Annotated in this window: 9 protein-coding genes; 5 read left to right on the top strand and 4 right to left on the bottom strand. The window is 54.7% G+C overall.

The window, feature by feature from the left end:
- The first annotated feature begins 34 nt into the window (after positions 1 to 34).
- Positions 35 to 1,030, top strand: coding sequence for a 6-phosphogluconolactonase (pgl, locus tag DAQ1742_RS13295; RefSeq protein WP_035340899.1), 996 nt, complete (start codon positions 35 to 37; stop codon positions 1,028 to 1,030).
- Positions 1,031 to 1,107: 77 nt separating this feature from the next.
- Here pgl and DAQ1742_RS13290 read toward each other — a convergent pair whose 3' ends face one another.
- The 3 genes from DAQ1742_RS13290 to metG all read right to left on the bottom strand — a co-directional run bounded on the left by DAQ1742_RS13290 (position 1,108) and on the right by metG (position 5,802).
- Complete coding sequence (locus tag DAQ1742_RS13290; RefSeq protein ID WP_035340902.1) at positions 1,108 to 2,358, bottom strand: LVIVD repeat-containing protein; 1,251 nt, start codon at positions 2,356 to 2,358, stop codon at positions 1,108 to 1,110.
- Positions 2,359 to 2,382: 24 nt separating this feature from the next.
- Positions 2,383 to 3,459 carry a sugar ABC transporter substrate-binding protein gene (locus DAQ1742_RS13285; RefSeq protein ID WP_035340905.1) on the bottom strand — a complete coding sequence of 359 codons (1,077 nt, stop codon included), beginning with the start codon at positions 3,457 to 3,459 and terminating at the stop codon, positions 2,383 to 2,385.
- A gap of 312 nt (positions 3,460 to 3,771) precedes the next feature.
- Positions 3,772 to 5,802, bottom strand: coding sequence for a methionine--tRNA ligase (metG, locus tag DAQ1742_RS13275; protein WP_035340908.1), 2,031 nt, complete (start codon positions 5,800 to 5,802; stop codon positions 3,772 to 3,774).
- 311 nt (positions 5,803 to 6,113) lie between these two features.
- Between metG and apbC the strand changes: the two genes are divergently transcribed.
- The 4 genes from apbC (at position 6,114) to asmA (ending at position 10,749) form a co-directional block, all read left to right on the top strand.
- Positions 6,114 to 7,223, top strand: a complete 1,110-nt coding sequence (gene apbC, locus DAQ1742_RS13270) for an iron-sulfur cluster carrier protein ApbC (RefSeq protein ID WP_035345835.1) — start codon at positions 6,114 to 6,116, stop codon at positions 7,221 to 7,223.
- Positions 7,224 to 7,504: 281 nt separating this feature from the next.
- Entirely contained in the window at positions 7,505 to 8,146 is a 642-nt protein-coding gene (gene udk / locus DAQ1742_RS13265; protein WP_067486665.1) for a uridine kinase, read from the top strand.
- Between the two features lie 176 nt (positions 8,147 to 8,322).
- Positions 8,323 to 8,904, top strand: a complete 582-nt coding sequence (gene dcd, locus DAQ1742_RS13260) for a dCTP deaminase (protein ID WP_035340911.1) — start codon at positions 8,323 to 8,325, stop codon at positions 8,902 to 8,904.
- A 45-nt stretch (positions 8,905 to 8,949) separates the two neighbouring features.
- Positions 8,950 to 10,749, top strand: coding sequence for an outer membrane assembly protein AsmA (gene asmA, locus DAQ1742_RS13255; RefSeq protein WP_180706144.1), 1,800 nt, complete (start codon positions 8,950 to 8,952; stop codon positions 10,747 to 10,749).
- Positions 10,750 to 10,822: 73 nt separating this feature from the next.
- Here asmA and DAQ1742_RS13250 read toward each other — a convergent pair whose 3' ends face one another.
- Complete coding sequence (locus DAQ1742_RS13250) at positions 10,823 to 12,412, bottom strand: TerC family protein (RefSeq protein WP_035340917.1); 1,590 nt, start codon at positions 12,410 to 12,412, stop codon at positions 10,823 to 10,825.
- Positions 12,413 to 12,648 lie beyond the last annotated feature (236 nt).

Genomic DNA, 12,648 nt, shown 5'->3' with positions numbered 1-12,648 from the left:
GTCGTGCGTGACCGGGTTTAACAAGGAGAATGCAATGCAGCAAGTGGTGTATGTTGCCAGTCCTGACAGCCAGCAGATCCATGTCTGGCAACTGGGGGAGAGCGGAGAACTGAGCCTGCTACAGGTGGTGGCGGTTCCCGGTCAGGTGCAACCGATGGTGGTCGCGCCGGATAAGCGCCATCTGTATGTCGGTGTGCGCCCGGAATTTCGTGTTATCAGCTATCGTATTGATGCGGAAGGTAAACTCAGTCAGGCCGGGGTAGCACCGTTGCCGGGCAGCCCGACGCATCTGTCTACCGATAAGCAAGGTCGGGTGCTGTTCAGCGCCTCTTACAGTAACGCATGCCTGAGTGTCAGCCCGATCGGCGAGGACGGGGTGGTCGTTGCACCCGTGCAGCAATTTGACGGGCTGGAAGGGTGTCATTCCAGCAATATCGACCCGGATGACCAGATTCTGTGGGCTCCTTGCCTGAAAGAAGACCGCATTCGGTTGTATAAGGTGGCTGACGATGGCCGCCTGAGCGAACATCAGCCAGACAGCTATGCCAGCGCCACTGGAGCCGGGCCGCGCCACATGGCGTATCACCCGAGCCTGCGCGTGGGCTATTGCCTGAATGAGCTGGATAGCACGGTGGATGTGTTTGCGCTGGATGCGCAAGGGGAAGGGCAGCGAGTACAGACGCTAAACGCCATGCCGGCAGATTTTTCCGGCACCTGCTGGGCGGCGGATATTCACATCACGCCGGATGGCCGTCACCTGTATATCACCGATCGCACCGCCAGCGTGCTCGGTATTTTCCAGGTGTCGGCGCAGAACGGCACCTTGACGCTGACCGGCCATCAGCCGACAGAAACCCAGCCGCGCGGTTTTAACATCGATAACAGCGGCCAGTTCCTGATAGCCGCCGGGCAAAAATCCGATCACATTGAGGTTTATCGCATTGCGCCGGATAACGGCAGCCTGACGCCGCTGGCGCGCTACCCGGTGGGACAGGGGCCGATGTGGGTGTCGGTGCTGGCGCTGGCATAAAGCAGCAAACCGGCCATCATGCAAAAAAGATGAACCCCGCAGGGTTCATCTTTTTTTGTCTGCGTTTTGTCTGCCGATCAGCCACGGTATTCGATAATTGACAACCCGGCGTTGTAGTCGGTGCTGTAGATAATGCCCTGGGCATCGACAAACACATCACAGGACTGAATAACACGCGGGCGGCCTGGACGCTTATCCATCATGCGCTCCGGTGCGGCAGGCACCAGCGCACCGGTCTCTTTCGGGCGGTACGGGTTGCTGATGTCATAGGCGCGTACCCCGGCGTTTTGGTAGGTGGCAAAAATCAGTGTGGAACTGATGAAGCTGCCCGGCCGGTTTTCATGCAAATTATGCGGGCCAAAATGCGCCCCTTTCTTCACATAGTCGGTTTCATTGGGCTGCGGGAAGGTGGCGATACTCACCGGATTGGCGGGCTCGCGGATATCAAACACCCAAATCAGCTTTTCGCCGTCTTCCTGATTATCCAGCACCGCCTCGTCCAGCACGATAAGCAGGTCACGATCCGGCAGTGGCAGCGCGGTATGGGTACCGCCGCCAAACGGCGGGCTCCAGTTGCGGTGACAAATCAGTGTCGGCTCGGCCCGGTTACTGACATCCAGCAGCGTCAGGCCGCCGTCGCGCCAGCTACCGTAGGCGGTATCGCCGCTGACAATAGCGTGGTGCAGCGCGTAGCGTTTGCCTTGTGGCCAGTCGGGTGTTTCACCACCCGCCGTGTGCATGCCGGGCAGCCAGTAGCGCCCGGCGATTTCGGGCTTACGCGGGTCAGCCAGATCGATGGTCAGGAAAATGTAGTCGCTGTAGCCATCAAGCAGGGCGGAGACATACGCCCAGCGTCCGCCGACATACCAGATGCGGTGAATCCCGATACCGTCAAGCGGCAGGAAGCTGATTTCATACGGTTTATCTGGCGTTGAAATGTCAAAAATGCGCAGCCCCGCGCTCCAGCGCTTATCCTGCGGGCCTGTGGCGACCGTTTGTGCCACCGAGCGGGTGTAATAAACTTTCTCTTCGGCAAAACGGGCGTCGGCGAACAGGTCGCGGGCATTGACCACCAGCAGCAGGTCATCATGGGTTTGCAGATGAATATTCCATGTGCCCGGTGGCGCGGCGATAAATCCGGCCGCGCGTGGGTTTTTCGGGTCACGCACATCGACAATCGATACGCCCTGCGACACCATGTGTCCGATGTAGGCGTAACCACGATGAACCATGACCTGAACGCCATCAGGACGCCCGCCCTGATCGCTGTGTCCAATCAGCCGCATATTGCGGCTGTACTCCGGCATGGGCAGGGGCGTTGATGCCATAGAAGCCTCCGTGATAACAGACGGTTATTTGCTTTTGGCTTCCAGTGTAGCAAACCACGGTGCGACAAAGTCATTGGTCTGCCCCCAGCCGGGAATGATTTTTGCCAACCCCGTCACGTTAACCGGGCCTGGCTGGCTGGCCAGCAGTGCCTGCGGAATGCTGGCGGCCCGGAATTCGTAGCTGGCGGGCGTTGGTTCACCGGCGATTTTATTGGCCACCAGCCGCAAATTAACCTTGCCGATGAGTTTCGGGTCAACCGCCACGCTCACCTTCCACGGGCTGTTGGCTTCGCGCATCAGTTGCAAATCCTGATTGGAAATATCGATGCTATAGAGTTTGATTTCGGTGCGGCCATTCTCTTTCAGTGCTTTATAGGCACCCTGACTGAACGCATCCCAGGCACCCCAGATAGCATCAATTTTCCCTTTCGGGTATTTTGCCAGCACGGCACCGACTTTATTGGCGGTATCGCCCTGCACATCGGAAGACACCGCACCGATAGATTCCAGCTCTTTGATGCCGGGGTTATCTTTGAGGATCTGCTGATAGGCGACCTGACGGCGCTCCATCGGCGGGAAACCGGCTACCCACAGTTTGATGATATTGGCTTTACCGTTGAAATCTTTGACCAGTTGGCCCAGGGATTCGTTTGCCAGTGAGGCATCATCCTGCTGGGTGACGGTGACGCCGGGAATCGCACGATCGACAGCAGTATCGAACACCGCCACTTTTATGCCGCTGTCCACAATGCGCTGAATCAGGTCAGTGGAGTAGGGTGCGCGGCCTTGCGACAGGATGATACCGTCATATTTCTGGCTGATGGCCTGATTGACGAAATCCTGAAATTTGGCGTCATCACCGTTACTGAGAAAGGTGCTGACTTTAAAACCGAGTTTTTTCCCCTCTTCCAGCACGCCCGACACAAATTGCGTGGTGTTATCGTCAGAGCCGAGATTACGAATGACCGCGATACGCACCTGCCCCTGATGGCCCGCGAGAGCGGCCGGAACCGGTGCGGCGCTAGCCGGGGTTTCGGTTGCAAGCGTAGTGAAAGAGGCCGTCAGGCTGAGTGCCAGTAAAGCGACAGGGAATTTTTTCATCATCAATCCTCGGTGTTGTGAAAGGGGTTGCCTGGTTTATGGATATCTTTTTGTAGATAGCTTTATGTGGATATCTTTATGTCTGGATGTCTATTTTAAGTGTGACAGAAATCATAACGGGTAACGTTGCAGGCTGCAAAGAGGGGGCGTTATGCCGTTTGGATTTACCTTATAACGTTTTGTTTAAAAACATCGGCGGTGAGGTAGAACAGGATTGGGCAACACGGGCAAAAGAGAGAAGGGAGACGCCGTTAACATAAGAGACAGAAAACGCCCCCTCAGGGCGGAAGACCGGCCTGAGGGGGCGGTTGATTACTTAATTTGCATCCCCGGCTGAGCGCCGCTGTCAGGGCTTAACAGGAAGATGTCTTTGCCGCCGGGGCCAGCGGCCATCACCATCCCTTCAGACACGCCAAAGCGCATTTTGCGCGGCGCAAGGTTTGCCACCAGTACCGTGAGGCGGCCTTCCAGCGCCGCCGGGTCCGGGTAGGCGGCACGGATGCCGGAGAACACCTGACGGGTCTGTCCGCCCAAATCCAGCGTCAGGCGCAGCAGCTTGTCTGAACCGTCCACCAGTTCGGCTTTCTGGATCAAGGCAACGCGCATATCGACTTTGTCGAAATCGGCAAAGTCGATGGTGTCCTGAATCGGGTTGTCAGCCAGCGGGCCGGATACTGGTTTAGCTGCCGCGGCCGCGTCTTCTTTGGACGATGCCACCATGCCCTGAATCTGTGCGATGTCGATGCGGTTAAACAGCGCTTTAAACGTACCGACCTGATGGTTTAGCAACGGCTGTGCCAGCGAGTCCCAGCAAAGCTCGGTGCGCAGGAAGGCTTCGGCCCGTTCTGCCAGCGACGGCAATACCGGTTTGAGGTAAGTCATCAGTACGCGGAACAGGTGGATGCCCATCGAGCAGATGGCTTGCAGGTCAGCATCACGGCCTTCCTGTTTGGCGACGACCCACGGGGCTTGTTCATCCACATAGCGGTTAGCGAGATCGGCCAGCGCCATGATTTCACGAATCGCCTTGCCGGATTCACGGCTGCCATAGGCCTCGGCGATGGTTTGTGCCGCATCGATAAAGGTCTGATACAACGCGCTGTCGGCCAGTGAGTCCGCCAGTTTGCCGTCAAAACGCTTGTTGATAAACCCGGCGTTGCGCGAGGCCAGATTAACCAGTTTATTGACGATATCGGCGTTGACGCGCTGCACGAAATCTTCCAGATTCAGGTCGATATCATCAATGCGTGACGAGAGCTTGGCCGCGTAGTAATAACGCAGGCAATCGGCATCAAGATGTTTCAGATAGGTGTCAGCCTTGATGAAGGTGCCGCGAGATTTTGACATTTTCGCGCCGTTGACTGTCACATAGCCGTGTACAAACAGGTTGGTGGGTTTGCGAAAACCGCTGCCTTCCAGCATCGCAGGCCAGAACAGGCTGTGGAAGTAGACGATATCTTTACCGATGAAATGATACAACTCAGTGCTGGCGTCTTTGCGCCAGAATTCGTCAAAACTGAGGTCGCCACGTTTATCGCACAGGTTCTTGAACGACCCCATGTAACCTATCGGCGCATCCAGCCAGACGTAAAAATATTTACCCGGCGCATCCGGCACTTCAAAGCCGAAATAGGGTGCATCACGGGTGATATCCCACTGCTGAAGACCGGCGTCGAACCACTCCTGCATCTTGTTGGCCACCTGCTCCTGCAATGCGCCGGAGCGAGTCCAGCTTTGCAGCATGTCGCTAAATGCCGGCAGGTCGAAGAAAAAGTGCTCGGACTCACGCATCACCGGAGTGGCACCAGAGACCGCTGATTTCGGCTCGATAAGCTCGGTCGGGCTGTAGGTTGCGCCACACACCTCGCAGTTATCGCCATACTGGTCCGGGGTTTTACATTTCGGGCAGGTGCCTTTTACAAAGCGATCCGGCAGGAACATGCTCTTTTCCGGGTCGAACAGCTGTGAAATGGTACGGTTTTTGATAAAACCGTTCTCCTTCAGACGACGGTAAATCAGCCCTGACAGCTCCCGGTTCTCCTCACTGTGTGTGGAGTGATAGTTGTCATAGCTAATGTTAAAACCGGCGAAATCCTGCTGGTGTTCCTGACTCACCGCCGCAATCATCTGCTCTGGTTCCAGCCCCATTTGCTGTGCCTTGAGCATGATAGGCGTACCGTGGGCGTCATCTGCACAGATGAAATGCACCTGATGGCCGCGCATTCGCTGGTAACGAACCCAAATATCTGCCTGAATGTGTTCAAGCATGTGGCCTAAGTGAATCGGGCCGTTAGCATACGGCAGCGCGCACGTTACCAAAATTTTCTTTGCGACTTGAGTCATAGTGGGGAACTTGCTTTGATTGGTGGATAAATTAAGAAGGAGCGGTGATGTTACCCCATCGCGCCTTGATGCGTAAACCGTGTGGCGCAACGTCTGGCGATAAAACCGATGCGGGGACGGAACCGTATCTATTGCACAGCGCTCCTGATGGCGCGCTAAGCCACAACGTGCGGCGTTGCGACGGGGTAGCCATGATGGCTGCTGCTGAGGATTTTTTCACGCCAGAAGAGTGCGGTGATACACCCCGTGACAAGCGTTCTGCTATGCTAGGGCGTTTTTATAATGACCCTAAATCAACTCAAGGAGCCGGGATGAACGATAAACTCCCTGCGCAGAACCCCGAGATGTTGCGCGCCATGGTGAATGGTGTGCTGTCCTCTTTTAAACACCCGACGTTAAAGAATAACCTGACGGCGCTCAATGCATTGCATCACTGCGCGTTACTGGATGGTGTGTTGCATATTGAGCTGACCATGCCGTTTGCCTGGCTCAGTGGACTTGCTGATTTAAAAGACACGGTGAGCGAGGAACTGCTGCGCCTGTCTGGTGCTCATGAGGTGGCGTGGCGCTTAACCCATCAGATTGCCACGCTGCGCCGTGTCAACAATCAGGCGGGTATCAACGGTGTCAAAAATATTGTTGCGGTGAGTTCGGGTAAAGGCGGTGTGGGTAAATCCAGTACGGCCGTTAATCTGGCGCTGGCGCTGGCGGCAGAGGGTGCCAGTGTGGGCATTTTGGATGCGGATATTTACGGCCCGTCCATTCCGACGATGCTGGGTGCGGCCAATGAGCGGCCGACGTCACCCGATGGGCAGCATATGGCACCGATTATGGCGCACGGTCTTGCCACCAACTCTATCGGTTATCTGGTGACTGACGATAATGCGATGGTGTGGCGTGGGCCGATGGCCAGCAAGGCACTGCTACAGCTACTACAAGATACCTTATGGCCAGAGCTGGATTATCTGGTACTGGACATGCCGCCGGGCACCGGGGACATTCAACTGACGCTGGCGCAAAACGTACCGGTCACCGGCGCGGTGGTCGTCACCACGCCGCAGGATATTGCGCTGGTGGATGCGATGAAAGGCATCGTGATGTTTGAGAAGGTAAAAGTGCCGGTGCTGGGTATTGTCGAGAACATGAGTGTGCATATTTGTAGCAACTGCGGTCATCTGGAGCCGATTTTCGGTACCGGTGGTGCGCAGAAACTGGCGGAAAAATACCAGTGTTCGCTGTTAGGGCAGTTGCCGTTGCACATCTCATTACGTGAAGACCTCGATCGCGGTGAACCGACGGTCATCAGCCAGCCGGACAGCGAGTTCACTCAACTGTACCGCGAGCTGGCAGGCCGGGTTGCGGCCCAGCTCTACTGGCAGGGTGAGGTGATCCCGACAGAAATCGCGTTTCGCGCATTGTAATCGCCGTTGGCGGATGCCACCGCGGGTGGCATCCGTGATGCCGTTGTGCTGTACCTAAAAATCCTGCGTATTATCGCGCTGGTTTCGCCGCGATACCGGTCGTAATGCTGGCGTGAAACGGGCTTACTCCCTATAATTGCCGCGTCCATGCACTTCAGGCTCAACCCCCTGTTTTATCAACGAGGCCGATGGCGATGTCCCCGGATCCTAGCCGGTGGGTTGCTGTCCAGGCAGCCTGGTGTGCATCCCTCCTTTTATTTTTTAATCAGGTCTTTATTACCATGACTGATAAGTCTCGCCAGTGTGTCATCATCGGAATTGCCGGTGCGTCTGCCTCAGGGAAAAGTCTCATTGCCAGTACGCTCTACCGCGAGTTACGCGATCAGGTCGGTGATGAACACATTGGTGTCATTCCTGAAGACAGCTACTACAAGGATCAATCGCACCTGACCATGGAAGAGCGGGTCAAAACCAACTATGACCACCCCAGCGCCATGGATCATAGCCTGTTGCTACAACATCTTCAGATGCTCAAAGCCGGTCAGTCGATATCATTGCCACAGTACAGTTATGTTGAACACACCCGCCTGCAGGAAACGGTGCAACTGGCGGCGAAAAAAGTGATCATTCTGGAGGGGATTTTGTTACTGACCGACGCCCGGTTACGTGGCGAAATGAACTTCTCGATTTTTGTTGATACCCCGCTCGATATTTGTTTGATGCGCCGTATGCGCCGTGACGTTAATGAGCGTGGCCGTTCTATGGATTCTGTCATGGAGCAGTACAAAAAAACGGTACGGCCGATGTTTTTGCAGTTTATTGAGCCTTCCAAGCAGTATGCCGACATTATTGTGCCGCGAGGTGGGAAAAACCGTATCGCCATCGACATATTGAAGGCGAAGATCAGCCAGTTCTTTGAGTAACTGTTGATTTAGATAAAGAGGATTGCAGTGCCGCCAGAATAAAGACATCGCGCTGCCGTCGATGAGCCAGCCTGCGCTTTCTGGAATGAGCCTCGCGAAATCCAGATGAGCAGAATGGTATTTCTGGCCGTCCTGTGGCAGTTTGGCTGCCTGCACGTATGTGACTGGAGAAAACAATGAGACTGTGTGACCGCGATATTGAAGCCTGGCTGGATGATGGGCGGCTGACGATTACACCCCGCCCACCGATTGAGCGCATTAATGGTGCGACGGTGGATGTGCGGCTGGGTAATCAATTTCGGGTGTTTAGTGGTCATACGGCACCGTTTATTGACCTCAGCGGGCCGAAAGATGAAGTCAGTGCTGCGCTGGATCGCGTCATGAGTGACGAAATCAAGCTGGCAGAAAATGAGGCCTTTTTCCTGCACCCTGGAGAACTGGCACTGGCCGTGACGCTGGAGTCGGTGACGTTGCCGGATGACCTCGTCGGCTGGCTCGATGGGCGCTCGTCGCTGGCCCGCCTGGGCCTGATGGTGCATGTCACGGCGCATCGTATTGACCCAGGCTGGCAGGGGTGCATCGTGCTGGAGTTTTATAATTCCGGCAAGCTGCCGCTGGCGCTGCGCCCTGGCATGATAATCGGCGCACTGAGTTTTGAGCCGCTCTCCGGCCCGGCGGCTCGTCCTTATAATCGCCGTGAGGATGCCAAGTACAAAGACCAGCAAGGTGCGGTAGCAAGCCGGATTGACAAAGACTAACCGACTGGCACGGTACGGGACATTGCAAGGTTCAATGAGGATGGCATGAGAAGACTGTTTACCACGTTGGTCATTCTGCTGGTTGTGCTGGCGGCAGGGATGTCCGCGCTGGTGCTGCTGATTAACCCCAACGATTTTCGCGCTTATATGGTGCGTCAGGTGGAAGCGCGCACCGGGTATAAGCTCAATCTGGATGGCGAGTTGCGCTGGCATGTCTGGCCACAACTGAGCATCCTTTCCGACAGCTTATCGCTTAGCGCGCCGGGTGCGACACTACCGGTGGTCAGCGCCGAGAACATGCGTCTTGACGTCAAGCTTTGGCCGCTGTTATCGCACCGTCTTGAAGTCAGGCAGGTGATGCTAAAAGGTGCCGTGATCCGTCTGACACCGGAAAGTGAGGCCAGGGTGGTTGGCCCTGTGCCGATTGCGCCGGCCAAATCGACCCTGCCGGAGCCGGAAAGCGCGTGGCGCTTTGATATTAACCGGCTTGATGTGACCGACAGCTTGCTGGTGTTCCAGCGCGGTAATGCGCCAGCGCTCAATGTGCGTGATATCCAATTTCGCATGGAGAGGGACGATGCCCGGCAGGTGACGGTGTCATTATCCAGCCGTTTTAACCGCGATCAGCGTGATTTACAGTTTTCACTGCATGCCTTACTGGATATGCAAAACTATCCGCAACAAATTGCGGCCAACGTTGACAACGTTAGCTATCAGCTACAGGGTGCGGGGCTGCCTGCCGAGGGCATCAGTGGAAAAGGGACGCTACAGGGTCACTATCAGCGCCAGCCGGAAAAAGTTACGGTTAGCCAGTTTGCATTAAGTGCCAATAACAGCCAGTTGGGTGGGGCACTGTCTGCGACCTTTGATACTTCACCTGATTACGTGTTATCGCTGACATCAGAAAGGCTGGATTTGGATGCATTACTGGGATGGGCTCATCCTTCGCAACGTACTGCCAATGGCGAGAAACCGCTGGTAATGCCGCCCGTGTTTTCACAACAGCCGACGTCTGCCTCGTATCAGGGGATGCGGGATTCGGTAGCGCAGGTGTCGGTGATGGCAAAATCGCTGATTTATCAAGGCATCACGGTAAATCAATTTGCCCTGCAAGGCCGTAATCAACATGGCAAGATGGCCATCAGTACGCTGCGTGGTCAGGTTGGCAGCGGCTCCTTTTCACTACCGGGAAGCCTGAGTCTTGATGCTTCTCCGGCAATAATGCTGCAACCGACACTCACCTCGATGGAGATGTCTACCCTGTTACCCTTGCTGGGTTGCCTGCCAATTGAAGGGAAAGTCAGCCTGAAAGGGCAGTTACAAGGCGATGAATTGTCGCGTGCGGCGCTGCTCTCACAGTGGCGGGGAAATGCTGAGGTCACTTTTTCACCGTTGCGGCTCCCGGGATTGAATATTCAGCAACTGCTCCAGCAGGCGGTGGCGCGCAGCACCAACAATCTGTCGATGCCGGATAATTTTGCCCGTTATACCGATATACAGCAGATGAGTGCAGACGCCACGCTGGATACGGGCAATCTGACCTTAGCGTCACTGTCCGGATACTCTGAAGTGCTGGCGCTTGAGGGGGACGGCCATTTTGACTTGCCCGCACAGCGTTGCGATATCCACGTCGATGTACGCCTCAATCAGCGTGGTAAACAGGACAACCTGATACAGCAACTGCTGCAAGATAATGCTATTCCGTTTCGGCTGTATGGTCAGTTTGATAACCTGAATTATCAATTCCCGATAGACCAGTTGCTGCGTAAGCGCTTGCAAGATGAGGTGAAAAAGCGCCTCAATGACTGGAGTGAGAAAATCAACCCTGCGCTTAAACCAGAGTAAGGTGGCTGGATATACCGGTGACTCTCGCCTCCCATGCGGAGAGTCACCCTCCTTTGTCCCTGACTTGCCAGTTTCAGACTTCGTAGTCTTCTTGTGGTTGATTGAGATGAGTTATCAGCACTTTCATGATGCGATGGCTCTCCACGTCTAACACCCTGAACAGGGTATTATCGATGCGCACTTCATCTCCCTGTTGCGGGATTTTCTGTGCATATTCCATGATTAACCCCGCCAGTGTGTGGTATTCGCGTTTTTCGTTGAGTGTTAGCGGCACATACATGAGCAAATCCTCTACTGGCAGGTAGCCATTGGCGATAAATGAACCGTCGGTGTTTTCCTGAATATCGTGGCGGGCATCCAGCTCTTCACCTTCAAGCGGCAGATTTCCTGCGATGGTTTCCATGACATCACTGAGGGTGACAATCCCCTCTATCGAGCCGAACTCATCTGCCACAAAGGCAAAGTGGGTATGCGCTTCACGAAACTGCTCCAGCGCTGAAAGCAACGATAATTGTTCTGGAAATACCAATGGTGCACGGATCAGCGCCCGTAAGTCTACTGGCTGTCCTTGCAATTGCTGGCGTAATAAATCAATGACATGCACAACGCCGAGCGGTTCATTAGACACCGGGTTATCAACAATCACCAGCCGGGTGTGCTGGTTTTTTTCGATAAGCGCATGGAATTGCGCCGGAGGAATGTTGACGTCCACATGCTCAATATCATGCCGGATGGTCATGATACTGCTGACGGATCGCTGCGACATGCCGAGCACCCGCTCTATCATGCGCTGCTCCTGGCGGTTGAATACCGGTTGGCCAGCATCGCCGGTACTATCTGCCGCCCGGTGGATAGTTTCGTTATCCCGCTCGGCTTTTTCATGTTCACCGCGCAAAAGCCGCAGAACCGCTTCTGCTGTGCGCTGGCGCAGTGGCATCGACGAGGAGAGAAAGCGACGACGGTTGAATTGCGCCATCTGATTGAGCATTTCTATCATGATGGAAAAACCGATAGCGGCGTAGAGATACCCTTTCGGTATCGGGTAGCCAAATGCATCCGCCACCAGACTAAAGCCAATCATCAGCAAAAAGCTCAGACATAAAATAACGATTGTCGGATGTGCACTAACGAAACGGGTGAGCGGTTTGCTGGCCAGTAACATCAGGCCGATAGCGACAGTGACAGCGACCATCATCACCGGTAGATGCTCTGTCATGCCGACAGCGGTGATGACGGAGTCGAGTGAAAATATTGCATCCAGGACGACAATTTGTGCGACAACCGGCCAGAAACGTGCGCCTTTGCGCTGCGTATGCTGCGGCTCGTCTTTTCCTTCGAGCCGTTCATTCAATTCCACCGTGGCTTTAAAGAGCAAAAAAACGCCGCCAATCAGCATGATAACGTCTCTGGCGCTGAAAGGATGATGGTGAAAGCTGAACAGCGGCTGAGTGAGCGACACCAGCCAGGAAATAGAGGAAAGCAGAACAAAGCGCATCAATAGCGCCAGTAACAGGCCGACGATGCGGGCCCGGTCACGAGAGGTTGCCGGTAACTTTTCAGCCAGAATGGCAATAAAAACCAAATTATCGATGCCTAAGACCAGTTCCAGTACCACCAGTGTTGCCAGACCGGCCCAGATGGTTGGATCGGCTATCCATTCCATATGCTGAATTTACCTGTGTTGTCAGATTCGTAGCGGTATAGCCTATCAGGGGTTATGACGTTCAACCATAACCTGCCCTGCTGTGATTGACGGATATCAAATTGCTGGCCTCTTTGTGGCTGTACGTCAAATGTATTTTTTCAGATGAAGTTGCCTGACATCCGTCTGTTAATCAGTAACCTCTTGTGTATAGAAGAAAAAACAAGCTGGATAGCAAGGTTGTTGCCTTAAGATTG

The sequence above is a fragment of the Dickeya aquatica genome (assembly GCF_900095885.1).
In the GTDB taxonomy this organism is placed as follows: domain Bacteria; phylum Pseudomonadota; class Gammaproteobacteria; order Enterobacterales; family Enterobacteriaceae; genus Dickeya; species Dickeya aquatica.
This window is presented reverse-complemented; position numbering and strand designations above follow the sequence as displayed.